24 protein-coding genes are annotated in these 24,264 nt (G+C 64.6%); 17 read left to right on the top strand and 7 right to left on the bottom strand.

Annotation, left to right across the window (positions count from 1 at the left end):
* Positions 1 to 20 precede the first annotated feature (20 nt).
* The 5 genes from AACI_RS11845 to tlp all read left to right on the top strand — a co-directional run bounded on the left by AACI_RS11845 (position 21) and on the right by tlp (position 3,521).
* A complete protein-coding gene (locus AACI_RS11845; protein ID WP_012811645.1) occupies positions 21 to 1,247 on the top strand; it encodes an acyl-CoA dehydrogenase family protein in 1,227 nt (408 codons plus the stop codon).
* Between the two features lies 1 nt (position 1,248).
* Positions 1,249 to 2,274 carry an alcohol dehydrogenase catalytic domain-containing protein gene (locus AACI_RS11840; protein WP_012811644.1) on the top strand — a complete coding sequence of 342 codons (1,026 nt, stop codon included), beginning with the start codon at positions 1,249 to 1,251 and terminating at the stop codon, positions 2,272 to 2,274.
* A gap of 21 nt (positions 2,275 to 2,295) precedes the next feature.
* Positions 2,296 to 2,883, top strand: coding sequence for a hypothetical protein (locus tag AACI_RS11835; protein ID WP_012811643.1), 588 nt, complete (start codon positions 2,296 to 2,298; stop codon positions 2,881 to 2,883).
* A 15-nt stretch (positions 2,884 to 2,898) separates the two neighbouring features.
* Positions 2,899 to 3,117 carry a hypothetical protein gene (locus AACI_RS11830; protein WP_012811642.1) on the top strand — a complete coding sequence of 73 codons (219 nt, stop codon included), beginning with the start codon at positions 2,899 to 2,901 and terminating at the stop codon, positions 3,115 to 3,117.
* 170 nt (positions 3,118 to 3,287) lie between these two features.
* Positions 3,288 to 3,521 (top strand): small acid-soluble spore protein Tlp, encoded by a 234-nt coding sequence (gene tlp, locus AACI_RS11825; protein WP_012811641.1) that lies wholly within the window; start codon positions 3,288 to 3,290, stop codon positions 3,519 to 3,521.
* A 42-nt stretch (positions 3,522 to 3,563) separates the two neighbouring features.
* On the opposite strand, the gene proS is transcribed toward tlp, so the two are convergent.
* Positions 3,564 to 5,015, bottom strand: a complete 1,452-nt coding sequence (gene proS / locus AACI_RS11820; RefSeq protein WP_012811640.1) for a proline--tRNA ligase — start codon at positions 5,013 to 5,015, stop codon at positions 3,564 to 3,566.
* 242 nt (positions 5,016 to 5,257) lie between these two features.
* Here proS and AACI_RS11815 point away from each other — a divergent pair, with 242 nt between their 5' ends.
* Genes AACI_RS11815 through AACI_RS11805 form a run of 3 tightly spaced genes read left to right on the top strand, consistent with a single transcriptional unit; the run spans position 5,258 to position 9,651 of the window.
* Positions 5,258 to 6,367, top strand: a complete 1,110-nt coding sequence (locus AACI_RS11815; RefSeq protein WP_012811639.1) for a DNA methyltransferase — start codon at positions 5,258 to 5,260, stop codon at positions 6,365 to 6,367.
* A gap of 3 nt (positions 6,368 to 6,370) precedes the next feature.
* Entirely contained in the window at positions 6,371 to 7,528 is a 1,158-nt protein-coding gene (locus AACI_RS11810) for a hypothetical protein (RefSeq protein WP_012811638.1), read from the top strand.
* Positions 7,525 to 9,651 carry an ATP-binding protein gene (locus AACI_RS11805; protein WP_012811637.1) on the top strand — a complete coding sequence of 709 codons (2,127 nt, stop codon included), beginning with the start codon at positions 7,525 to 7,527 and terminating at the stop codon, positions 9,649 to 9,651. Before AACI_RS11810 ends, AACI_RS11805 begins: the two co-directional genes overlap by 4 nt.
* Before the next feature lie 81 nt (positions 9,652 to 9,732).
* On the opposite strand, the gene AACI_RS11800 is transcribed toward AACI_RS11805, so the two are convergent.
* Positions 9,733 to 10,212, bottom strand: coding sequence for a helix-turn-helix domain-containing protein (locus AACI_RS11800; protein ID WP_012811636.1), 480 nt, complete (start codon positions 10,210 to 10,212; stop codon positions 9,733 to 9,735).
* A gap of 77 nt (positions 10,213 to 10,289) precedes the next feature.
* Complete coding sequence (locus AACI_RS11795; protein WP_245530598.1) at positions 10,290 to 10,925, bottom strand: GNAT family N-acetyltransferase; 636 nt, start codon at positions 10,923 to 10,925, stop codon at positions 10,290 to 10,292.
* An 18-nt stretch (positions 10,926 to 10,943) separates the two neighbouring features.
* On the opposite strand from AACI_RS11795, the gene AACI_RS11790 reads away from it, so the two are divergent.
* Positions 10,944 to 11,201 carry a helix-turn-helix domain-containing protein gene (locus tag AACI_RS11790; protein WP_049763316.1) on the top strand — a complete coding sequence of 86 codons (258 nt, stop codon included), beginning with the start codon at positions 10,944 to 10,946 and terminating at the stop codon, positions 11,199 to 11,201.
* A gap of 111 nt (positions 11,202 to 11,312) precedes the next feature.
* Positions 11,313 to 11,504 carry a hypothetical protein gene (locus AACI_RS11785; RefSeq protein ID WP_012811633.1) on the top strand — a complete coding sequence of 64 codons (192 nt, stop codon included), beginning with the start codon at positions 11,313 to 11,315 and terminating at the stop codon, positions 11,502 to 11,504.
* A gap of 106 nt (positions 11,505 to 11,610) precedes the next feature.
* Here AACI_RS11785 and AACI_RS11780 read toward each other — a convergent pair whose 3' ends face one another.
* On the bottom strand, positions 11,611 to 12,084 hold the full coding sequence (locus AACI_RS11780) for a hemerythrin domain-containing protein (RefSeq protein WP_012811632.1): 474 nt from the start codon (positions 12,082 to 12,084) through the stop codon (positions 11,611 to 11,613).
* A 34-nt stretch (positions 12,085 to 12,118) separates the two neighbouring features.
* Complete coding sequence (locus AACI_RS11775) at positions 12,119 to 13,849, bottom strand: multicopper oxidase family protein (RefSeq protein ID WP_012811631.1); 1,731 nt, start codon at positions 13,847 to 13,849, stop codon at positions 12,119 to 12,121.
* 273 nt (positions 13,850 to 14,122) lie between these two features.
* Here AACI_RS11775 and AACI_RS11770 point away from each other — a divergent pair, with 273 nt between their 5' ends.
* The 3 genes from AACI_RS11770 (at position 14,123) to codY (ending at position 16,257) form a co-directional block, all read left to right on the top strand.
* The gene (locus AACI_RS11770) at positions 14,123 to 14,656 is read left to right on the top strand and encodes a sulfocyanin-like copper-binding protein (protein ID WP_012811630.1); all 534 of its coding nucleotides are present in this window, start codon (positions 14,123 to 14,125) and stop codon (positions 14,654 to 14,656) included.
* Positions 14,657 to 14,838: 182 nt separating this feature from the next.
* A complete protein-coding gene (locus tag AACI_RS11765; protein WP_041707564.1) occupies positions 14,839 to 15,159 on the top strand; it encodes a YerC/YecD family TrpR-related protein in 321 nt (106 codons plus the stop codon).
* Between the two features lie 309 nt (positions 15,160 to 15,468).
* Positions 15,469 to 16,257, top strand: coding sequence for a GTP-sensing pleiotropic transcriptional regulator CodY (gene codY, locus AACI_RS11760; RefSeq protein ID WP_012811628.1), 789 nt, complete (start codon positions 15,469 to 15,471; stop codon positions 16,255 to 16,257).
* Between the two features lie 63 nt (positions 16,258 to 16,320).
* Here codY and AACI_RS11755 read toward each other — a convergent pair whose 3' ends face one another.
* Positions 16,321 to 17,709: a dipeptidase gene (locus AACI_RS11755; RefSeq protein WP_012811627.1), complete on the bottom strand. Its 1,389-nt coding sequence runs from the start codon at positions 17,707 to 17,709 to the stop codon at positions 16,321 to 16,323.
* A gap of 211 nt (positions 17,710 to 17,920) precedes the next feature.
* Between AACI_RS11755 and AACI_RS11750 the strand changes: the two genes are divergently transcribed.
* Positions 17,921 to 18,784: a serine O-acetyltransferase gene (locus AACI_RS11750; protein ID WP_012811626.1), complete on the top strand. Its 864-nt coding sequence runs from the start codon at positions 17,921 to 17,923 to the stop codon at positions 18,782 to 18,784.
* Between the two features lie 143 nt (positions 18,785 to 18,927).
* Positions 18,928 to 19,752: an alpha/beta fold hydrolase gene (locus AACI_RS11745; RefSeq protein WP_012811625.1), complete on the top strand. Its 825-nt coding sequence runs from the start codon at positions 18,928 to 18,930 to the stop codon at positions 19,750 to 19,752.
* Positions 19,753 to 19,889: 137 nt separating this feature from the next.
* Here the strand turns inward: AACI_RS11745 and ileS are convergent, their stop codons facing one another.
* Positions 19,890 to 23,030, bottom strand: a complete 3,141-nt coding sequence (ileS, locus tag AACI_RS11740) for an isoleucine--tRNA ligase (protein ID WP_012811624.1) — start codon at positions 23,028 to 23,030, stop codon at positions 19,890 to 19,892.
* 192 nt (positions 23,031 to 23,222) lie between these two features.
* Here ileS and AACI_RS11735 point away from each other — a divergent pair, with 192 nt between their 5' ends.
* On the top strand, positions 23,223 to 23,513 hold the full coding sequence (locus AACI_RS11735; RefSeq protein WP_012811623.1) for a hypothetical protein: 291 nt from the start codon (positions 23,223 to 23,225) through the stop codon (positions 23,511 to 23,513).
* A gap of 60 nt (positions 23,514 to 23,573) precedes the next feature.
* The gene (queC, locus tag AACI_RS11730; RefSeq protein WP_012811622.1) at positions 23,574 to 24,257 is read left to right on the top strand and encodes a 7-cyano-7-deazaguanine synthase QueC; all 684 of its coding nucleotides are present in this window, start codon (positions 23,574 to 23,576) and stop codon (positions 24,255 to 24,257) included.
* The last annotated feature ends 7 nt before the right edge of the window (positions 24,258 to 24,264 follow it).

Below are 24,264 nucleotides of genomic sequence, written 5' to 3'. Positions count from 1 at the left end.
GCGCTTGAGGAGGATCGTGCATGGACATCTTGAACCCGTCGGCGCGGGATGCCATCGCGCCGTCGTTCCCTTCGTATGACGCCGATCTCGTCGCGCGCGCGAACGAGATCCGAAATCGGGTCATTCAGTTTCGCGAAGAGGAAGGCGCCGAGTGGGGCGCGCAAATTGAGCGCGACGCGCGCATTCCCGAGGCGCTCTGGGCGCGCATCCGAGAGCTCGGCTTCCACAAACTGACGCAGCCTAAGTGGGTCGGCGGCGAGGGGCTGCCGCTCGGCCTCTACTTCCCCATTCTCGAAGAGGTCGCGCACATGCACGGCACCATCCGCATGATGGTGCACGCGTACAACAGCATCTGGCGCACGGTCGGGCAGGGCACGCGCGAGCAGCAGGAATACTGGCTGAAGAAGCTCGTGAACGAGGGCGCGCTCGTCGCGTTTGCGCTCACCGAACCCGACAACGGCACGGGCATCGATCTGCGCACCATCGCGACGTATGAGAACGGCAAGTTCGTGCTGAACGGCCGCAAGCATCTCATCACGTTCGCCGAGGAGGCGGCCGTGATCGCCGTCATCGCCAAGATGGAGGGCGGCGCGGGCCGCACGGGGCTCACGGCGTTCCTCGTGCCGCAGGGCCGCAAGGGCATGAAGCTCACGCCCATGCCGCACATGATGGGCGACAAGGGCTGCTCGCACGCCGTGATCGAATTCGAGAACTGCGAAGTCGGCGAGGACGAGGTGCTCGGCGAGATTGGCGAAGGATTTGGCGTCGCGGTGCGCGGATTTTTGGACCAGAGCCGCGCGTGCATCGCGCAGAGCGCGGTGGGGCTCGCGCAGGAGGCGCTGGACCGCGCGCTCGATCACGTCCGGCGACGCACCACGTTCGGCAAGGCGCTCGCGAGCCGGCAGGCCGTGCAGATGCGGCTGGCGGAGATGCAGATTGCGATTCAGGGCGCCAGGCTTCTCTGCCTCGACGCGGCGTACAAGTACGACCAGGGGCGCGACATCTCGCTCGAAGCCGCCATCGCGAAGGCGAACGCCATCCGCATGGTGGGCGAGGTGACGGACGGGGCGCTCTCGCTCTACGGGGGCATCGGCTACGCGGTGACAAGCCCTGTGGAGCGGCTGTACCGCGACGCGAGATCGCTCTGGTTCGAGGAGGGCACCCTCGAGATGCAGAAGATGACCATCGCGGAGGCGCTCTTGGCCGAGGCGCGCCGGCGCGAGCGGGCGCAGAAGAGGGCTGAGTGACATGCGCGCGCTCGTGTTTGACCCGGAAGGCGGCCTACGCGTCGCGGAGGTGCCAACGCCACAGCCTGGGCCTGGCGAGATCCTCGTCCGCGTCGAGGCGTGCGGCATCTGCGGCAGCGACCGGCAACTGGTCCGCGGCGAGGGCGCGCCGTTGGGGACGTCGTATCCGGTGGTGTTGGGCCACGAGATCGCGGGCCGCGTGGCGGCGCTCGGCGAGGGCGCCTCGGGCTTCGCGCCGGGCGACGCGGTGGTCGTGCACCCGTTTGTGCCGTGCGGCCAGTGCGCGGCGTGCGCGCGGGGCGAGGAGCATCTGTGCCCGCACCAGGGCGTGATGGGCTTCACGCGGCCGGGCGGCGACGCGGAGTACGTAGCGGTTCCGGCGCAAAACGCCATTCGCCGCCCGGACGGGCTCGATCCGGCCGAGGCGGCCATCCTGGTCGACGCGTACGCGACGCCGTACCGGGCCATGGTGTCGGTCGGCGTGGCCGAGGAGGAGGCGGTGCTCGTCATCGGCACGGGCGGGCTGGGGCTCGCGGCGGTGCAAATCGCCAAGGCCCTGGGCGTGCCTCAGGTGGCCGTGTTGAGCCGGCGAGAGGACGCGGGCGCGCTCGCTCTTGTCTCCGGCGCGGACGAATTCGTGACGCTCTCGGACGATCCGCGCCAGGCCGCGCGCAGGCTGCGGCGCATGGCGAAAGGCGGGGTGGGCCTCGTGCTCGACACGTCCGGGTTTGCGGACGGGATCGCCTTCGCCCTGGACGTCCTGCGCCCAGGCGGCAAGATGGTGACCGTGGCGATGCCCTCGGACGAGATCCCCGTGCCGTTCGCGAAGCTCGCGCGCAAAGGCATGTCGATCATGGGGAGCTTTGGCTCGCGCCGCGCGGACGTCGAAGAGCTCCTCCGGATGGCGGCGGAGGGGCGCGTTCAGCCGGACGTCGTGGCGGGGCGGCGGGTGTCGCTCGAGGAGGCCCCGGACGCGATAAAGAACCCGTTTTTCGGCCGAGATGTCGTCGTGTTCGGATCGCCGTGAGGACGGCAGGGGGGAGATGGCATGCCCGTGGATGTCGCCCATGAACTGTTGGCCAAGGGATGCCTGAGCCTGTATCGGGACGTGCGGCTCTGCCTCTCCGAGCGGGCCATGGACCTGCCCGTGCGCGAGGCGGCGTCGATGGACGATCTCCACACCTGGCTGCGCCGGCTTAACGAGGCGGAAGAGGCGCCCATTCAGCTCGCCGGGGTGCGGTACGCCCTGCTGCAGGTCTTCCGGCACTTCAAGCCCTCGCTTGAGCCCGGCGAGCGCCACGCGTGGCTCGATTTCATCCTGCGCGATCCGACCAAGGCCCGCGCCCAGGCGTACGAGCTCCTGCTCGCGCACCCGAGTGCTGATCTCCTCACCTCGTATTATTGGCGGCACGACCGATGGCGAATCGCCTGGTTTGAGCACGGCGGCCACTGGTGGCAGATGATTTGGCATCCGGAGTCCGGCGACTGCGCCTTTCGCACGCGGGCGCAGGTCCTCGCCGAGGCTCGGCGCGACGGGGCTCGGTACGATCCGCACTGGCTGCACGAGGAGCGGCTCGCGGTGCAGTTTGAGAACGGCGACGTGATTTATTATCCTTGGCTCGCGGAGGTTGAATGAAAGGGGCGCGATGTCATGCCCAATCGGCCGGACGCCAAGGTCCGCAGGTACCTGTACGCCATCGGCGTGCTCGGCGCGCTCATCGTGATTGCGAGCACGGCGTTTTACAAGACGCACTCCGCGCTCTGGTTCATCGGCTACGTCATCGGGTTCATCTGCATGCTGATGGGCGCGATGGCGGGATACGCCGCGTTTGAAGAGCGCGTTTCGAAGGATCACCAGGATCCGAAGTGAACCGCGCGGCAGGCGCGAGCGCTTCGACGGATAAGCCCGCGGCGCGCTGTGGAATCGGCCGCCCGCATGGCGCGCAGGCGTGCTCGGCCGTTTTCCAGCAGCTTTCGCTCATGCGCGGAGCCCTCGCCGAGCAGATTAGCGACTGTGAATCTCGCAGGGAGGGATGGCGCATGCCGAATCCGGACAACCGCGCGGACAACGTGGAGCGCCTGCAGGAGGCCATCCACAACACGATGGAAAACCTGCACGAGGCGGAGGACTTTCTCGCCGCGCACGCCGACGAGATGAACCCGAAGGACGTGCGGAATCTGGTGGCGAAGAACGAGCGCAGGCGTCGGGCCATCGACGGGTTCCGCGAGGAGATCCGCGACGAGGCGCACGACGCGCGGGATCGCCTGCAATAAGCAAAAAAAGGAGCTGCCCCATCGGCAGCTCCTTTTTTTGCGTCAGTACGACTTCGCGAACCAGACCGCGTGCTTGGCGGGCTTGCCACACGTGACGCAGGTCGACGGGCGGGCCGGCGGATCGAACGGAATGCAGCGGCTGGTGGCCGTGCACGCGTCCTTGACCGCGCGCTCGCACGCGTCGTCGCCGCACCAGCCCGCGAGGACGAAGCCGCGCTTCGTCTGGATGATCTCGACGAGCTGGTCCAAGGTCTCGGCCACGTGCGAGTTCTCCTCGAGGCGCCGCTTGGCCGCTTCGAACAGGTCGCGCTGGATGTCAGAGAGGAGCGCCTGCACGCGCTCGATCACGGCGTCGAGCGGCACGGTGATTTTTTCTCCGGTGTCGCGGCGGGCGAGGACGGCCTGGGAAGCCTCGAGATCCCGCGGGCCGAGCTCGAGCCGGATGGGGACGCCGCGCAGCTCGTACTCGTTGAACTTCCAGCCGGGGCTCACGTCGTCGCGATCGTCGAGGTGGACGCGGATGTCGGCGCGCTTCAGGGCGTCGAACAACTCGCGCGCCTTCGCGACGACAGCTTCGCGCGCCTTGGCCGGGCCGATGGGCACGATGACGACCTGCGTGGGCGAGAGCTTGGGCGGCAGGACGAGGCCGCGATCGTCCCCGTGCACCATGACAATGGCGCCGAGGATGCGCGTGGACATGCCCCACGACGTGGTGTACACGTACTTCAGCTGATTGTCTTTATCCAGGTACTGTATCTCGAAGCTCTTCGCGAAGTTTTGGCCGAGGTAGTGGCTCGTGGCCGTTTGCAGCGCCCGGCCGTCCTTCATGAGCGACTCGATGGTGTAGGTCTCCACCGCGCCCGCAAACTTCTCGCTCGGCGTCTTCTGGCCGCGGATGACCGGGATGGCCAGGAACGACTCGACGAAGTCGGCGTAGATGCCGAGCATGCGCATGGTCTCCTCACGGGCCTCTTCCTCGGTCGCGTGCGCCGTGTGGCCCTCCTGCCACAAAAACTCGCTCGTCCGGAGGAACGGCAGCGTCCGCTTCTCCCACCGGACGACGTTCGCCCATTGGTTCAAGAGAAGCGGCAAGTCGCGGTACGACTGAATCCACTGGGCGTACATGTGGCCAAACATCGTCTCGGACGTCGGCCGGACCGCGAGCCGCTCCTCGAGGATGTCGCCGCCCGCCTCCGTCACCCAGGGCAATTCAGGGTTGAAGCCCTCGACGTGTTCCTTTTCTTTTTCGAAAAAGCTCTCCGGGATGAAGAGCGGGAAATACGCGTTGCGGTGGCCCGTCCGCTTGAACTCCCGATCCAGCTCGCGCTGGCAGCGCTCCCAGATCTCGTAGGCGTCGGGGCGGATGACGATGCAGCCGCGCACCGGCGCGTAGTCCATCCACTCCGCCTTCTGGAGCACATCGATGTACCAGCGGGAAAAGTCTTCGGATTGAGGTGTGATCTCCTTCACGAACTGCTTGTCCTGTTTCGCCATACCGTTCCTCCTACGCACTGTCCTCGGTGCCATGTTACGAAGCCAGCGCGGCGCAGTCAACTCGGCCCGGATTTCGCGACCATGGCGGCCTCGAAAAGGCGCGCGTGCCTTGGCCGGATCGAGAGGAATGGGTTCACAGATGTCGAAAATCTTATGGACTGTGTACATGTGAATTGAGAAAGCGAAGAATCGCCATGCATGTCGACCCAAATCGTACAGACCGCGGCGCCGCGGCCTCCCAGATGGAGCTTTGGTCGAAACGGAGGTCTTCCGATCCGCGGCTGCGGCTCAACGCCATCAGCCCGTACTACACCATGTTTCCCCTCGCGTTCCCGCTTCGCGTTCTGGCGGGCGCGGAGCGCGGATGGGTGCTGGATCCGTTCTGCGGTCGAGGCACGACGAATTTTGCGGCGAGGCTCGCCGGCTTTCCTACGGTCGGCGTGGATATCAATCCCATCGCGGTGGCCATCGCGCAGGCGAAGCTGGCGTCGACCACGGTCCACGGCGTCGTGGAGCGGTGTCAACAGATCTTGGAAAGCGAAGCGCCGGGCGATGTCCCGGACGGCGAATTCTGGAGCTGGTGTTTTCACCAAAAGACGCTCGAAGATGTCTGCCGCCTCCGCCAGGCGCTTTCCGACGTTCAGACGGAGGAGGACATCGTGCTGCGCGCGCTCGTGCTCGGCGTGCTACACGGCCCGCGCAACAAAGGACTGCCGTCCTATTTGTCCAATCAGATGCCGCGCACCTATGCCACGAAGCCCGACGCTGCGGTGCGCTACTGGAAGTCGCGCGGGATCCATCCGGTCTATGTGGACGTGCTGGACGTCGTGCGCAGGCGCGCCGAACACGTGTTGTCGCATGTGCCGGACAAGGTGCCCGGCTTCGTCCGGCTGGCGGACAGCCGAACGCTCGCGCCGGAGGATTTTGCGATGCGCTTTCGGTACGTCATCACCTCGCCGCCGTATTTCGGCATGAAGACGTACGTCTCGGACCACTGGCTTCGCCACTGGTTTCTCGGCGGTCCGCCCTACGTCGACTACGCGTCGGACCCGCAACTCGGCCGCCCCTCGCTGCTCGCGTTCATCGAGGGCCTGCGCGAGGTCTGGACGCGGGTCAGCCAAGTCTGCGAACCCGGCGCGCTCCTCGTGGTGCGGTTCGGCGCCATACCGAGTTACGAGGTCGACCCCATCGAGGTCCTGCGCGCGAGTCTGAGCGGCACGCCGTGGAAGGAGCGCCGCCTGTGCGATGCCGGCAGCGCATCGAACGGGCGAAGACAGGCGGATCAGTTTCAGTTCGTCCGCAGCCGCGCCACGCTGGAGGTCGATCTGTATGCTTCTCTCGAGGAGGCCTAGGGCATGTTCGATCTCGACGAAGTCGAACAACTGAAAAAGGCGGTGCTTGCGCGAACCCTTGGCGATGCGCGCCAGCTGGAGAAGCTTTGTGAGGACATCCGCCAGCTCAAGCGCGAGGTCCGCCCCATTTACCGGCGCTCAGCGACAACCATTTCCCTGGTCGCGAGCGACGGCGGCGACAGCCAATTGCAGTTCGATCCGTTTTTGCTGCACGTGGTCCGCGTGGTGGACTCCTACGGAAAGCGACTGTGTCTCGACGTGCTGTCCCCGACCACCGACACGGAGGAACTGACCAGCGCCCACTTCACCGCGTCCGGCGATCCCCAGACAGTCCTCGGCGTCCTGATGCGCGATCTCGGCGTGCGCTCGCTATGGGAATTGAGCCCCATGATTCCACGCCCGGAGGACGTCCGATGGGCGCCTGAGCGCGTGTCGCCGAGCTGGATCCAGGTGTATCGCGACCTCTGCGAATGGGCCGCGCTGTATCACATGATGGTGTACGGGAGGTTCCATGCGGACACCCTCGTGGTGCGCGACGGCTACCTGAGAAGCAAGGTCTTCGCGCGCGATTTGTTCGTCCAGATGTGCCGCCGGATGGAGCAGGCCATCGAGCGGATTTATCGCGAGGATCGCCGCCGCGTGTTTTTGGTCGGGATCGCGAAAAGCTCGAAGGTGCTTCAACGGTATCAGTTGGCCATCCTGTTGGAATCGTTGTTTCCGCCGGGTGAGCCTCGCTTTGTCCGCGTTCCGCGGGAGATGGAGGTTTCCGTGTACCGATGGGACGAGTACGCGCGAGGCATGGAGGCTGCGAACGAACCCGGGGAGGCGCCGAAGTTTGTCGCGGGCGAAATGTACTTTGTGCGATTCGGGAGCCATCGCGACGATCCCATCTGGGCCGTGGACGTCCTCCCGTCCCATGGGCCGCAGGCGCAAGAAATCATGGGATACCTCCTGGAAGATGCCATCGCCGGCTTCCCGACGCCGCTCTACCCTCGGTGCCTCCAGCGCGCACACGAGCAGGCGAGAATCGGAGGTCTCGACGCGGAACTGCTCCAGACGTTCCTCATGGAATCCATTCGGACGCTGGTGCCGAAAGATTCCGTCGGCATCTTCGACGGAATGCAACTGAGGTATGCCCAGACGGAGAGGCGGTTCTCATGAAGCTGTTTGGCCGAAATCACGTGGTCGGCATTTTTCGAGGATTCAGCGAAGGCGGATTGGAGTTTCACGCCGATCTCGTCCTGCCCTACCGCAGCGAGTTCCAGCGCACGCCGATGCACGGCATGTTTCTCGTGGTGCAACTCGAACACGAGGACGAGGCCGTGCTCGGGCGCATCACCTCCATCGCGGCGCAGGGGCGGCTCGTCTCCGACGAAGGCGACGACTATAGCCTGCGGGCCGTGACGGAGGATCGCGCCGTGCCAGAGGATCTGCGCGAGAAGTACCTCCGGTATCGCGTCGACATCCGCGTGCTCGGCGTCGTGCGCGTCTTGGACGGAAAGCTCGTGTTTGCGCCATCGCATCGCCGTCTGCCGCACGTCGGAAGCAAGGTCGCGTTTTTGTCTCCGGAGGTTCTGCGCGAGGTGGCGGGGCACCACGTGGAAGGCGCCGAAATCGGCCATCTGGCCCTCGGCGAGTTCGTCTACGCGGAGGGCGATGCGCGGCTCAAGAAGGAACCGTGGACGGTGATCCAGAGCCCGTGCGTCATCCCAAAGTTTCCGGTATCCAACCTGGTATCGCGGCGCACGTTCGTCTTTGCGAGAGCCGGCTTCGGCAAGTCGAATCTGATCAAGCTCTTGTTCAGCAACCTGTACGCCGAGACCCCCAAGGTCGAGAAGCGCGGCGGAAGGCGCGTGCCGGTGGGAAGCGTCATCTTCGATCCAGACGGCGAGTACTTCTTCCCAGACGACAAGAACCGCCCTGGGCTGTGCGACGTGCCGGAATTGCAGGACAAAATCGTCGTGTTCACCGACCGCCAGGCGCCGAGCCCGTTTTACGCTTCCTTCATCGCCTCCGGCATCAAGCTCGACATTCGCCAGCTGAGGCCCGCCGAGGTGTTGTCCATCGCCCTGTCTCCCGAGCGTCAGGATCAACAGAACGTCCGCAAACTGAAAATGTTGACCCAGTCCGCGTGGCGAGAGATTGTGGACGAGATCTACGCCAAGGGCCACGACGCGGACGACGAGAAGCTGAAGCACCTCCTGCAGCTGCGGGAGAACCAGGAGGCCGAGCTCAACGCGGCCCGCGCGAACATGGCGCAGGTCGTGCAAATGCTGCACGATCCGTCCAGCGCGTTCTTAGACATGCTGCTCCATGCCCTGCATCAGGGCAAGCTGTGCGTCGTCGACGTGTCGCAGGTCCGCGGCTCGCAGGCCCTGGTGCTGTCCGGAATTATCCTTCAGCGCATCTTCGAGCACAATCAACGGCACTTCACCGAGAAAGATCCCAAGACCATCCCCACCATCGCGGTGGTCGAAGAAGCCCAATCCGTCCTCGGCGCATCGTCGTACACGTCAGGCGAAGGGCCGTACATCGCCTGGGTGAAGGAAGGGAGAAAGTACGATCTCGGCGCGATTCTCATCACCCAGCAGCCAGGGAGCATCTCCAACGAAATCCTCAGCCAGGGGGACAACTGGTTCATCTTTCACTTGCTTTCCGAAGGCGATCTCCGCGCCGTGCAGCGCGCCAACGCGCACTTCAGCGCGGACATCCTGAGCTCGCTTCTGAACGAGCCCATTCAGGGCCAGGGGGTGTTCTGGAGCAGCGCGGGCGGCAAACCGTACCCGATTCCCATCCGCGTCCTGTCCTTCGAACAATTGCACAAGGTCGCCGATCCGACCTATGACCGCGAGCCCGTCCCCACCTTCGCCGACCGGCTGCGACAACTCGCCAGTCTGAAGCAGGAGAAACGGGGCCATCGTGAATCCGCGGACGCCGAGGCGCGCCAGGTGAAAGAGGCGCGCGAAACCGGGTACGACGCGAGACCGCGCGGCGACAGGCAGGATACGCTCGTTCAGCACGTGAGCGCCGAACTCGAAAGCGACGAAGCGTTCATGGACAAGATGAGAACGACCGGAGACACGTGGATCAACGTGCAGAACCGCATCGAACAGCTGCTTCCGGATCTCATGGTGGACGCGGCGGATCAGGCGCATCGACTGCTGCCGCTCGTGATGAACGAACTGTTTGGGAAAAACAGCTGGAAAACTGAGAATCGGCCGCAGAGAAAAAATCCAAAGCGAAGTGTCAAATGGATTGTCCTCGCCGAGCCAGGGGACGAATAGACGCGCGTGTCGCGCACAGTGGCCTTTGCGTCACGCGGCCGCCGTGGTTCCCCGTTCTTGTTCGTCGCCCTGGCCGAGGGGTCAATCGCTGTGGTTTCGGTCGTCCATCGGCGCGGGCTCGCGCTTCGCCTCTGCGCTTTCTTCCGTGCCCTTTTCTTTTTCCTCGGTTCCGTTCCTCGGACCGGACGCGCCCGCTTCGTAGGCCTGTTCTCGCTCGCGAAGCAGAGCGGCGATGACCTCGAGCAATCGCGCGGGGTGGGATAGGGCGTCGGCCTCCGCCAGCCGCCGCGCCATCTCGAGATACGGCGTCGAGGGCCCCTGGTACTCCACGTTTACTTCCTGCGGAGCGCCCGGCCGCTTGTCCTCCTCCTCCACCAGCGAATCGACGGGCACGCCGTACACGCGTGCGATGCGCGCCACGATGTGAAAGGACGGATTGCGGCGCGTCCCGTTTTCGATGGCGCTGAGATGACTCACCGAAAGCCCGGCGGCGGTCGCGACCTGTGCCAACGTCAACCCGCGTTCCTCGCGCAGGCGGCGGAGGCGCTGTCCAAGGCTCATGGGGCAAGCTCCCTTCCGCGGTGTCCACAAATGTGTGACCTTTACACAAATGTAGACAAAACGGCGCGCCAGATCAATCACGTGGCGTGTGAATCGCTGTTCAATCGTACGACGTACAGGTGCACGGGCTCACCGGCGGCAAAGGCGCGCCGCTTGACGTAAGCCCGCCACGGGCCAGCGCTTGGGCCTGACGCCTCGTGCGCCATGGCGTTTGGAAACACCTTGAGAAATGCGCGGGCCGCGCGCTCGTTGGACACCGGGATGCACGCCGCCAGCCACTGCGCCCCGAGGCGCGCAGCCTCTTCGGCGGACCACAACTTGAGCTGTCGGTTGACCCCTGCGCCGCGGTGCGTCGGCGCGACGAACGTGCCCACCTCCATCGCGCGCCCGAGCGCCGGGTGATGGTCCACGGCGAGCGTCAGCGCCGCGTACCCCACCGGTTCGCTGCCATCTTCCGCGACGGCCACCGCGGCATCCCCGAGCCAGGCTCCCACCTGCCACGTCTGGACGAGGCGGTTCCACGCACTGCGCGCGCGGGCGTCCGGTGGCCAGCCGGGATCGCCAGCCCACCGTAGGTAGAGGTGTTCAAGGTCTGCCCAGTCGTTCACGGACAGGCGGTACGCCTGATGGCCGCCCGTGCCCACCCGAATCCCCTTCTTCCATCGTAAAATCCCACTACCGCCCAGCCACAAATTCTGATATGATTTTCTCAATCGTAGAAATGTAACGGAGTGGTTCGCGTGGCGGAACTTGCCCAACGCTTACGATACTATCGCAAATTGCGCGGCTTGTCAGTACGCGAGTTGGCGGAGCGGGCTGGCGTGAGCGTGAGCTACATTTATGCCATCGAGTCGGGCGCGCGCGGCAGCAATGCAGCGAAGCTCGGGCTCATCGCGGAGGCGCTCGGCGTCAGCCTGAGTGACCTGTGGGGCGATGCGCGCCCGGAGAAAGGCGACATCCCGCGCGATCCCGGCGGAGAAAACGACTGATCCGCTGCGGCCCACAGGCGTTCCTCGTTGGTGTATGCTACGAGCAGGAGGCGCGCCGAAGCCCGCATACGCGGGAAGCGGTTTGGCGCCACGTTCGAGGAGAAACGGGGGATGGGTGTGGAGACCGAAGCCGAACGCGGCTACCAGGATGCCATCCGGCACGTGACGAGGGCGCTCGAGCACCGGCGGCACAAACTGGAGGAGAGCGATCCCGGCGAGTTTGCGGGCGGGGCGGAGGAACGCCGGGCTCGCATGGACGAGATCAATCATCTCCTCGAGGTCATTCGGACGCTGAAGCGCTGAGCAAAAGAGGCGGTTCAGAGATGGGTAGGGACGAAGGCGGGGGCCGTCCGCCCGGCCCATTCCCGCGTCCGGATTCGGCAGGGTCCGCCCGCCGTGGCCGCGCACCTCATCCGTGCTCCTGCGGTTCTTCTCGCCGAGCGTACGGCGACGACGCCCGATGCTCTTCGAAGAACGGCGCCAGGCGCGTCAGGTCCGGTTCTTGAAGCGTCTCTTCGATGAGTGGGAAGACCACCTGCTCCTCCAGGTGGACGTGCGCCCGCAGGATGGTCCCCAATTCAACAAGCACCGATGGGTCGCCGTCTTCGAGCGCGCGGCTCACCAGGCTCCGGATCTTGACGTGATCGAGGAGCATCTGCGCGATCTCGTCGCGATCTAGACTCCCGTATTTTGCGTAGGCAGGGAGCAGGATTTCCTCCTCCTCGCGGAAATGTGACTGCCCGCCGTCCTCCCAGAATTGGCGCAACTCCGCCATGAGCGCCTCGGGAGGCTGCTCCTGGCGGGTGAGGTGCATGGCGACGACGAGCGCGTAGTGGTGATGGCGAGACAGCGGCTGCAGCGCCTCGTGGCGGCGTTTTCCCATGTTCGGTCCCCCTTGCGCGGCAAGCAAGCTTCCGTTATTCCGACATCTCGTTCATAGGATAAGGATCGGTCACGCCCGCGTATTGCACCATGACGTCCATGCCCGACGCCGCGTGTTCGAGATCGTGACAGTGGAACATCCAAAGGCCGGGGTTGTCGGCGCGAAACGCGATGTCATACGACTCGCCGGGAAAGACGTTCAGCGTGTCGAGAAAGATGGGGCTCCCTTGGACCGGCCGTCCATCCCGGGTCAGCACCTGAAAGTCGTGCCCGTGCAGGTGCATCGGGTGAATGTAAGGGCTGTCGTTCACGATGTGCACGAGCACTGCGTCGCCCTTGTGTACCACGATGGGCGGGATGTTCGGGAACACGCGGCCGTTGATGGCGTAGACCATGCCGTTCATGGACATGCCGACCGTGAGCTTCATGTTGTACCGGACCTGATACGCCTGATTGAGGCGGAAGACGGTCTCGCCGGGAAGACGGCCGCGCCCGTAGTCGGTGAAATCAAACCAAGGCTCGCGCGCGATGGCGGCTGCCGAAATGCCTGGGAACGAAGCCCACGCGCCGGGATCGCCAATGGCCGCGCGAAGCTCCTGCCGGGCGGTGGCGTCGGGATCGGCAGAGATCAAGTACGCGGCGCCGGACGGTGGAACGCGAAATTCCACGTCGTAGCGCTCGGCCGCGCCGATGGGGAGCAGGACGCCTTTCAACCAGCCGGGGTTGGCGATGTCGTGCCCATCGAGCGCGACGACGCGAAACGGCGCGCCGACGAGGGTCAACAGGCGCGTCATGTTGCCGCTGTTCACGATGCGGAGGCGGACGAGTTGGCCGGGCTTCGCGGGCAAGAGGGTGGTGCCGTCCGCGTTCTGATTCACCGTGAAGGCGCCATACATGCCCGCCATTTCGTCGAGGGCTGCGTAGTCGTCGGTTGTCGGCGCGAATGTGCCCGTGCGGAGGGGAGGCCCCGGCAGCACGTGTTGCATGGAGCCCCAGGCGCCCTCAGAGTTCTGCGCGGCCGATCCCATCATGCCCATGCCGCCCATCGTCCCCGCCCCGTTCATCATGCCTTCGCTCATCGTGCCACCGTTGGAGCCCGCATCCCGGGCGCCGGAGGCGAGGTTCGCCATCATGGCCTTGGCGGTGGACGCGTTCGGCCATTCGTGCAGGACCAGCGTGTAGTCGCGCTGGGCCGGATACAGCGCGTGCTTGGGCAAGATGACGATGGCGCCGTAGAGTCCCAGGCCGACCTCCTCGAAGCTCGCTTCGTGTGAATGGTACCAATACGTCCCAGCCTCGGTCGCCACAAACTCGTAGGTGTACGAGCCTCCGGGCGGGATGGGGTTCTGCGTGACACCCGGCACGCCGTCTTCGGCGCCCGGGACGGGGATGCCATGCCAATGAATCGTGAGTGGGACGGACAGGCGGTTTTGCACCGTCACCTCCATCACGTCCCCCTGATGCGCCACGAGCAGCGGGCCAGGAGCGGTGCCGTTGAACGTCATGGCGCGGACGGGCTCGCCCCCAAGCGTCAGCGTCCGGTACTCGGCGGTCAGCGTGAAGTGGTCGACCCGCGCGCCTTGGGGAACCCGCGGCTGAAACGCGCTGACGGGCGTGTAGGTCCCGTGCGGCCCTGGCACGCGGGCGAGCGGGGCATCGGCACCCGTGCCCGCCTGTCGCACCTCGCGAACCGCGAACACGCCGCCGATACTCGCCACAAGCGCCGCGGCCCCGAGGGCCATCCCCATTTTCGTCGCGCGTCGCATGTCCTGCCTCCTCTCGTTATGCCGCCGTTCCATTCCGTCGTGCGCCATCATACGCCTGGGCTTGGCGCGAATCAACGCGCCTAAGCCGCGCGCGCCCGGCCGATCACGTCGAATTCGCCGATTTGTAAAGCTTCACGCGGCCTCTCCTACATGAACAGCTGGATATTCGCCGGTTCCGTACGCGCCGCGGGCGGTCCAACGCAGTGCGCTCGAGGTCGCCGCATGGTACCATGGGCGTGACAGGTCTGTCGTAGGGGGGGGCGGATAAAGAGCATGCGCGCGCGGAGTCTTTGGGCCTTGGCCGCAGGGGCAATGGTTTCCGTGGGATGTGGGACGACGACACCCCAGCCTTCGAAACCACTGGCTCCTCTCGCCACGTGGAACGCTGCCCACCATCTCGTCGAGTGGACGGTGGTCGCTGGCGACGGCGGTGAAAATGGCGGCATGAATTTCGACGGGTATGCAAACGGCGAGATGACGCTCGTGGTGCCTGTGGGCTGGCGGGTCGAGGTCCATTTCCGGAATGCGAGTTTCACGCCCCACAGCGCCATGGTCGTGCCTGAGGGCGATCGCGACCGCGGCAGCTTCGATTCGAGTCTGCTCGCCTTCCCGGGTGCCGAAACATCCAATCCATCGGAGGGAAGCCCGAAGGGCGCGGCGGAAAACGTGGAGTTCACCGCCTCTCGGGCGGGGAACTATTCGCTCGTGTGCGCCGTTCCCGGGCATGCTCTCGCGGGCATGTGGGACAAGCTCGTGGTTTCGAGCCAGGCCAAGCAACCATCGCTCCTCGTGAATCGTTCATCCTGAGCGCTTCGGCGGCGACGGAGGAGCTGCGCTCGGGGCCGTGCGGAGCGTCGAGGGTTCAGCGCGCCGCGCTGGAGAGGACCGTCGTCCCCAGGAAATCGATCCGGCCGCGTCCACGCCTGGTCATCCCAGCGCCATTTTGCTACACTGACTTTGGTACGTCACAGCAGTGAAGGATGAAGCACATGGCGCTCGAGAGGCTGAACGAATCCGAGGTGCGCGAACTGTTCCGCGCCATCCTGGCGCTTCAGAATGAGGACGAGTGCTACCGCTTTTTCGAGGATCTGTGCACGGTGGGGGAAGTGGAGTCGCTGGCGCAGCGATTTGCCGTGGCGCGGATGCTTCGCGAGGGCGCCACGTATCACGCCATCGAAGAGGCGACGGGCGCGAGCACCGCGACCATCAGCCGCGTCAAGAGATGCCTGCACTATGGAGCGGACGGATATCGCATCATCTTGGATCGGCTGTACGGGAAGCCCGCCGAGAGCGGATCCGGGAAATCGTAAAGGTGTGTTGGCTCCACTTGCATAATGACCAGTGTTTGGTGCAAACTGGTCGTAGCGGGCGATGAGCTGCGGCAGACATCCGCGTAGGCGCGGCGTGTTTGTCGCAGTTTGTTCATTTGACAAGTGGACAAAGGTCTAGTAAGCTCATTACGCGTGGATAAATTGTCTGTGTTATGGTGATAATTTGAACATCAGAGACAATTCTGCGAATGCGGAGTGCGTGGGAGATCCCGCCGCCCTCGTGGCCTGGCGGTCAGGGAAGGTACAAAACGCCGGCGGATGCCGGGGGAAGGACAAGGTGACGAGATTGTGAGTTTGTTGGAACAGGTACAAGAACTTGGGCAACTGTTGCACCGCTCGAACGAGCAGGTGGAATTTCAAGAAGTCGCGGAATTTTTGAGCCGCCTCATGCAGTCGAACGTGTACATCGTGGGGCGCAAGGGCAAGATCCTCGGCTATGGCGTCGCGGAGCACGAGCTGACCGAGGAGTGGCTGAACATCATGACGCGGGAACAGCGGTTCCCGGGCGACTTCAACAAACACCTGCTGCGCATCGAGCAGACCATTGCAAATCTGACGGACGAGCAGAAGAAGCCGCTCTACGTGTTCTCCCCTGAGGAGAACGAGTCGTTCCGCTCCAAGCACCTGATGATCACGCCCATCATCGGGGCGCGCGAGCGCCAGGGCACGCTTCTGTTCGCGAGGTCCCAGCGGCCGTTCAACGAGGACGACCAGATCCTGGCCGAGTACGCGGCGACGGTCGTCGCGCTCGAGATTGTGCACTCCCGGCATCAGCAGAAGGAAGAGGAGAGCCGGCAGCGGGCGCTCGCCCATCTGGCGGTGGAATCGCTCAGCTTCTCCGAGCTGCAGGCCGCCAAGTACCTGCTGGACGCGGTTCGCAACTCGCCAGAGGGCATTGTGGTGAGCAGCCAGATTGCGGATCAGCACGGCGTGACGCGCTCGGTGATTGTCAACAGCATTCGGAAGCTGGAGAGCGCGGGCACCATCGAAAGCCGCTCGCTCGGCATGAAGGGCACGCACCTCCGCATCCTGAATCCTTACGTGGAAGAGGAGATCAACCGCCAATTCGAGCGATGAGGCGGATGAGATGAGGCGGCCGAGTCCCGCGGCGGGATCGGCCGCCTGTTTGCGTGCGCCGGTTCAGTGACCGCTCATGGCCGCGGGCAGCTGGTGGTAGTAGTACGTCAGCGTCCGCAGGCCTTTGTCGAAGTTGTCGAGCGAGAAGTGCTCGTTGGGCGCGTGGAAGTTCTCGTCGTTCAGGCTGAAGCCCATCATCACGATGGGGATGTGCAGGAGCGTCGAGAACGTCTCCACCACGGGGATGGAGCCGCCCATGCGCGTGAACACGGCCTTTTGGCCGTACGCGTGCTCGTAGGCGGAAGCCGCGAGCTGAAGCGCCGGGTGATCGTAGGGCGCGACGTACGGCTTGCCGCCGTCCTGGCGCACGAACGTGACGCGCGCACCCTTCGGCGCGTGCGCTTGCACGTGCCGTTCAACGAGGTCCAGGATCTCCTGCGGGTCTTGATCCGGCACGAGCCTGCACGTGATCTTCGCGTGCGCCTCGCAGGGGATGACGGTCTTCGTGCCTTCGCCCTGGAAGCCGCCCCAGATGCCGTTCACTTCGAGCGTCGGCCGCGCGCACATCCGCTCGAGCGCGGTGTATCCGGGCTCGCCCCAGAGATCCGCGAGCTGCAGGGAGCGCTTGAGTTCGCCTTCGTCGTGCCCCAGCTTGGCGAACTCCTCCCGTTCGGCTTCGGTGAGCGGGCGGACGCGATCGTAAAAGCCCTCGACGGCCACGGTGCCGTCCGGCCGGTGGAAGCTCGCGACGATCTCGGCCACGGACCGGGCGGCATTCGGCACGGCGCCGCCGTACAGGCCCGAGTGGAGGTCCGACGCGGCGGTGCGGACGTCGATCTGCGCCGCGGCAAGGCCGCGCAGGCCGTACACGACGGCGGGCTGGTTGGGCCCCACCAGGGTGGTGTCGGAGATGAGGACGAGATCCGCCCGGAACTTGTCCCGCGTCCGCTCGAGGAAGCTGTGCAGGTGGGCGGAACCCACCTCCTCCTCGCCCTCGATGCAGAACTTCACGTTCACGGGCAGGCGCCCCTGCACCTTCAGCATGGCGGAGAGGACGGCGATGTGCAGAAACGTGGGGCCCTTGTCGTCGCTCGCGCCCCGCGCGTACAGCTTGTTGCCGCGAACGGTCGGCGTGAACGGCGGCGACTCCCAGAGCTCGACGGGATCGACGGGCTGCACGTCGTAGTGGCCGTAGACGAGCACGGTGGGCCTGCCGTCCGCGTGGAGCCAATCGGCGTACACGAGCGGGTGGCCGCCCGTCTCCATGAGTTCCACATGTTCGAAGCCGGCGGACTTCAGCCGCTCGGCAATCCACTCCGCCGCGCGCCTGACGTCGCCGCGGTGTTCGCTCAAGGCGCTCACGCTTGGGATGGACAAGAGTTCCTTCAGTTCCTCGAGCAGCGCGTCGCGCTCCCGCTCCAGGTAGCTCTCGACCTCGCGAATGGCATCCAACGTGTCACGACTCCTCTCTCTATCGTGCGTTCCAATTCGAGCATAGCGTAATCTGCGGCCGATGGGAACAAAGTGAAGTCGGGGAAGGCGGCCGCGCGGACGGCAAAATTCCTATTATGCCTTAAGGTATACAGAGTTTTTTGCGATCCGCCACAGGTGTATACTGTCTTTCGAAGCGCGACTGCCGCTGGCGAGGGGAGACGAGATCGGCATGGACACCCAAGCAATTGCGAGTCATCTGCTGCAGCAGAGCGTCTGCATGTTCAAAGGGCGCATCTGTCATCCGGAGCCGCGGGCCATCCGAGAGATCATCGAGTGGACGCGCGCGGCCATTTTGCCCAACTACTTCGATGCTGAAGGTGGCAAACACCTTTCCCATACCCTGGACCGCCTGCGCGCTGAGCTCGCCGAACAGGTGCACCGGGCGACGTACCAGTCCTGTTTGTCCTCCGGGACGGCCGACACGCAAAAGCGGGCCTGGGAGACGGCGGACGTGTACATCGAATATCTCCCTCAACTTCAGAGCCTCGTGTACGAGGACATCACCGAGACCGTGAATGGCGATCCGGCCGCGACGGGGTGCGACGAGGTCATCCTCACGTATCCGGGCATCTTTGCACTTCTCGTGTACCGCGCGGCGAACGTGCTCTACCGCCACGGTGTGCCCCTTTTGCCCCGCATGATGACGGAGTACGCGCACCGCGTGACCGGCGTGGATCTGCACCCGGGCGCCACCATCGGGCGGAGCATTATGATCGATCACGGCACGGGCATCGTCGTCGGCGAGACAGCCGTGGTGGGCAACCACGTAAAAATCTACCAGGGCGTCACGCTCGGCGCGCTGTACTTTCCGAAGGACGAGGAAGGCGAGTATCAGCGGCATGTCAAGCGCCACCCGACGGTGGAGGACTACGTCATCCTCTACGCCAACTGCACCGTGCTCGGCGGCGAGACGGTCATTGGGCATCACAGCGTGATTGGCTCGAACGCGTGGGTGACGCAGTCCGTTCTGCCGTACAGCAAGGTGATCTACGAAGCGGAGAGCGTCGTGCGCACGCGCAACGCGCGATCCTAAGCGCGTTTTGCTCATTCGATTCGCCAAATGTGTGGCACTTCGACTGGACATGTGTTACAGTTGAAGTACCCCTTTACCCCTATATTGGGCCACCCAGGTGTGGGTGTGCCTTTTTTTGTGTTCCCATGCAGGGAGGTTGAGCCATGCCGTTTGCCGAACGATCCGACGCGCGCCTCTATTACGACGTCCACGGCGAAGGATATCCTCTGCTTTTGATCATGGGTGTCGGCGGGAACATCCGCTGGTGGGGCTCCGGATTTGTGCGGCGACTGGCGGAAAAACACACCGTCATCGCCTTCGACAACCGCGGCGCGGGCCAGTCGGAAGCCGACCCAGCGAAGCCGTGGACCCTCGAACAGATGGCGGACGACGCCCGCGCGGTGCTGGACGCGGCAGGCGTTGGGCGCGCGCACGTGCTGGGCTATTCCATGGGCGGCATGATTGCGCAGGAGCTCGCGCTTCGCCATCCGGCGGCCGTCGCAAGCCTCGTGCTCGCCGCCACCTCGTGCGGAGGGCCGCAGATGGTTCAGCCGGACGAGGTCAAACAGGAGATGCGATCCCGCCCAGCAAGCGTCGCCGAGCGCGCGGAGTGGTACAAGCGGCTCTTCTTTCCGGAAGCGTTTCGCGCGAAGAACGAGGCGTATCTGCAAAGCGCCTTTCGCCTGTTGCTTCGCGCGGACATGCCGGAGGCGGTGTATCAGGCGCAGCTCGATGCCGTGGACCGGTGGCGGGGGAGTTGGGAGAGGCTCCCGAGTTTGTCGTGCCCTGCGCTCGTGATGCACGGGCTCGAGGATCGCGTCTTGCCGTACATCAACGGGGAGCGCCTCGCGTACCGCATCCCGGGCGCCAGGCTGAAGCTGTACGCGGGCTGCGGCCACGGTTTCGCCATGCAGGCGGGTAGCGCCGTCCTCCGCGATGTTCTGGCATTTTTGGACGGCGGTGGGGATGGGGCCGGGCGCGAGGGCTAGGGCCATTCAGGGCTCCCGCGCCTCGAGATGCTGGAGCAGCGCGCGCTTCAACGCAAAGGGCATGAACCTCTTCCTCCTCGCGAACGTGCCTATCCAACCAAAACGGGCGAGGACACACGTGCCCTCGCCCGTCTCTCTCAGCGCCCCACCGACAGCGTGAGCTTCTTGCCGTTCACGTCCCACTCCTTCGTCAGATCCGCGTCGGCGAGCGGCGCGTCGCTCCATTCTCGCACGAGCACCGTCGCGTCGATGCGCGCTCGGTTCCTCGCAATGACGTCGAGCAGTTCCGGATCTCCCTCCGCGTAAAACCGCACGTGGTGCGTGACGCCGTAGTCGACCTCCTTGCGCATCATCTGCATCTTCGAGATGACCTCGCGCACGTAGCCCTCCTCAATGAGTTCCGGCGTGAGCCGCGTCTCGAGGCCGACAAACAGCCGGTTGTCCACCGTGACCAAGCCCTCGAACTTGGCCTCGTAGCGGATCTCGGCGTGCTCCTGCGTCAGGGTCTCGCCTTCGAGCACCACCGCGCCCGTCTCCCGGAACGCGCGGATCTGCGCCTCGTCCGCGTTCTTCGCCGCCTCGTTCAACACAGGCGTCTTGCGGCCGAACGCCTTGCCTACCGCGTTCAGATTCAAATACAGCGTCGGCCGCGCGATCTCGTCGAGATCGACGAAGCGGATCTCCTTCACGTTCAGCTCGTCCTGGATGACGTCTGCGAACTTGGCGATCACGTCCTCCTGCGCCTTCGGCACATAGAGCGCCGCGAGCGGTTGGCGCGTCTTGAGCTTGCTCTCGTTGCGCAGATGCCGCCCCATCTCGACGACGCGCAGCACGAGCGCCATCTCGCGGATGAGCCCGTCGTCGATGAGGGACGCATCCGCCGTCGGGAAGTCACACAGGTGCACGCTCTCCGGCACATCCGCCGCGTCGCCGCCCAGGCGCACGACGTTCTGGTAGATGTCCTCGGCCAAAAACGGCGTGATGGGCGCCGTGAGGAGCGCCACGGTCTTCAGCGCTTCGAACAGCGTGAGATACGCCGCCACCTTGTCCTTCTCCATGCCGTCCGCCCAGAAGCGGTCGCGGTTGCGCCGCACGTACCACGTGGAGAGCTCGTCCACGAACGCCTGCAAGAGCCGCGCCGCCTGCGTGGCGTCGTAGCGATGATACGCCTCGTCCACGCCCTGGATGGTCTGATGGAGGCGCGCCATGAGCCATCGGTCCATGAGCGGCCGCTCGGCCACAGGCACCTGCTCCACCTGGTACGGGTTGAACCCGTCGATCCCGGCGTACAGCGCGTAGAACTGGTGGATGTTCTGCAGCAGGTCGATGTACTTCGCCTTCGCCTCTGCCACCGCGCGGTGGTAGAAGAGCTGCGAGTTCCACGGCTGCGTGTTCGACACGAAGTAGAAGCGCACCGCGTCGGCGCCGTGCTTGTCGAACGCCTCGAACGGATCGATCACGTTCCCCTTCGACTTCGACATCTTCTTGCCGTGCTCGTCGAGCACGTGGCCGAGCACGAGCACGTTCTTGTACGGTGCCTTGCCCGTGACGGCCGTCGAGATGGCAAGCAGGCTGTAGAACCAGCCGCGCGTCTGGTCGATGGCCTCGCAGACGAAGTCCGCCGGGTACAGGCGCTCGAACAGCTCGCGGTTTTCAAACGGATAGTGAAGCTGCGCAAACGGCATCGAGCCTGAGTCGAACCAGACGTCGATGACCTCTGGCACGCGCGCCATCGTGCCCCGGCCGCAGCGGCAGGGCCACACCAGCTCGTCGATGTACGGCTTGTGCAGTTCCTTCGGCAGGCGCCCCGCCTTCGCCTGAAGCTCCGCGCGCGACCCGATGCACTCGATCTCCCCGCACGCGTCGCAGCGCCAGATGGGAAGCGGCGTGCCCCAGTAGCGCGATCTCGACAGGTTCCAGTCGATCACGTTCTCCAGGAAGTTGCCCATGCGCCCGTCGCGGATGTGCGGCGGGATCCAGTTGACGGACTGCGAGTTGGCGATGAGCTCATCCTTGAACTCCGTCGTGCGGATGAACCAGGAGTGAATCGCGTAGTAGATGAGCGGCGTGTCGCAGCGCCAGCAGTGCGGATAGCTGTGCTCATGCTTGTGCTTTTCGTACACCAGGCCGCGCGACGCGAGATCCTTGACGAGATCGACGTTCAAATCCTCGTCTTTCACAAACCGGCCCTCGTAGTCGGACACGTCCTTCGTGAATCGACCCGATTCATCGACGAAGTTCACGAAGATGAGCCCCGCCGCCTGGCACGCCTTGTAGTCCTCTTCGCCGTGCGCGGGCGACATGTGGACGATGCCCGTGCCGGATTCGTCCGTCACGTGCGGCGACGCGATGACGATGTGCTTCTTGCCCTCCTGCACGACGTACGGGAAGACGGGCGTGTAGGCCGATCCGACGAGTTGGCGCCCGGACTTTTGCGCGATGATCCGGTCGCCTTCCTCGAGACACTGACCTTGTAGCCCCTCGGCCACCCAGACGTTTTCGTCGGTCTTCGCCTTGTGGATGAGGACGTAGGTCAGATCTTCGTTCACCGCGAGGCCCACGTTGGACGGCAGCGTCCAGGGCGTCGTGGTCCAGGCGAGGAAGTAGGTCGGGCGGCCGTCCACGTCGTCCTTCGCGCGGAACTTGGCCGTGACAGAAAGATCTTTCACGTCCTTGTAGCCCTGCGCCACCTCGTGGCTGGAGAGCGTCGTCTCGCAGTGCGGGCAGTACGGACTCACGCGGTGGCCTTCCACGAGCCAGCCCTTGTCGTAAATGGTCTTCAGGAGGTGCCAGACCGACTCAATGTAGTCGTCCGTCAGCGTCATGTAGGGGTGGTCGAGATCGATCCAGTAGCCGAGCCGCTCCGTGAGCTCGCGCCACACCTCCTCGTACTTGAACACGCTCTCCCGGCACGCCTGGACGAAGCGCTCGATGCCGAACGCCTGAATGTCCTTCTTGCCGTTCATGCCGAATTTCTTCTCAATTTCGATCTCGACGGGCAAACCGTGGGTATCCCATCCCGCCTTGCGCATGACGTGATAGCCCTTCATGGTGCGGTACCGGGGATATAAATCCTTGAATACGCGCGTGAGCACGTGCCCAGGGTGCGGCAGACCGTTGGCCGTCGGCGGGCCCTCGTAAAACACCCACTCTGGCCGCCCTTCGCGCGCCTTCTCGCTCTTTTGGAAGATGTTCTCCCGCTTCCAGAATTCGAGCACGCGCTGTTCGCGCGACGTGGCCGGTTCCTTGGCGTCGACCTTCCGCATCGCCATCTGCATGGTTCACTCCTTGTTCGGATTTCGCCGGGATCTTGCTCCAAGTGAAAAGCAAGATGCAACAAAAACACTCGTCCGCCGGGGACGAGTGTTTGGGCAGCCGTATCCGGGCGTGCCGCTTTCGTCCGTTTCCTATTTTCGACGTATAGTATACTGTGGAGTGCAGAGATTGTACAGGGAAGCGGGGGACTTGACGTGCAGGTGAGCGAGCGGGCGGCTCAAGCGCTATTTCGGCTCGCGCGGGAAGAGCTTGCGCCTGCCGAATTCATCCGGATCGATCGCGCCTATCAGTGTGGGGGGCCGCGGTTTCAGGTCGTGATCGACGATGTGTCGACGCCGCTCGATTCGGTCATCCGCGTGAGCGGCACGGACGGCGACGTCGAGGTGACAGTGGGGCAGGCGCTCGTCAAGTTGCTGGAGGGCGTCGTGCTGGATTACAGTGAGGATGGCTTCGTGTTCGGGGAAACGGCGCCGGTGGGCTGCTGACGCCCGGGTGCGCCGGACAAGCCGAGCATGGGAACTCATTCGCGACAAGGGCGTGTGGGGATGGCAAAGGCTGTGGTGATTCTGAGCGGGGGGCTCGACAGCGCGACGTGCATGGGCATTGCGCACGCCGCGGGCTACGAGCTTTGTCCCATCACGTTTGACTACGGGCAGCGGCACCGCATTGAGCTCGAGTCGGCGAAAAAGGTGGCGGCGTTCTACGGCGTCAAGGACCACCGCATCGTGTCCATCGACTTTCTGCGCCAGATAGGCGGGAGCGCCCTGACCGATGAATCCATCGACGTCCCGACGGAGGGCGTGTCCCGCGAGATTCCGGTGACCTACGTGCCCGGGAGAAACCTGCTGTTTCTCGCCATTGCGGCGTCGTACGCGGAGGTCATCGGGGCGGAAGCCATCTACATCGGCGTGAACGCGCTTGATTACAGCGGCTACCCGGACTGTCGGCCGGAGTTCATCGAGGGCGTGGAACATGTGCTGAGAATTGGCACGAAGGCGGGCGTCGAGGGGCGGCCCATTCGCATCGAGACGCCGCTTCTGCACTGGACGAAGGGCGAGATTGTGCGCAAGGGGCTGGAACTCGGCGTGCCGTACGAGCTCACGACGTCGTGCTACCAGGGCGGCGAGGTGGCGTGCGGCGAGTGCGACAGCTGCCGGCTGCGCCTGAAGGGGTTTGCGGAGGCGGGCGCGAAGGATCCCATCCCGTATCGTCCCGGCTTCAACGACTAGCCCTGGA

It is taken from the genome of Alicyclobacillus acidocaldarius subsp. acidocaldarius DSM 446, from assembly GCF_000024285.1.
Classification (GTDB): Bacteria; Bacillota; Bacilli; order Alicyclobacillales; family Alicyclobacillaceae; genus Alicyclobacillus; species Alicyclobacillus acidocaldarius.
This window is presented reverse-complemented; position numbering and strand designations above follow the sequence as displayed.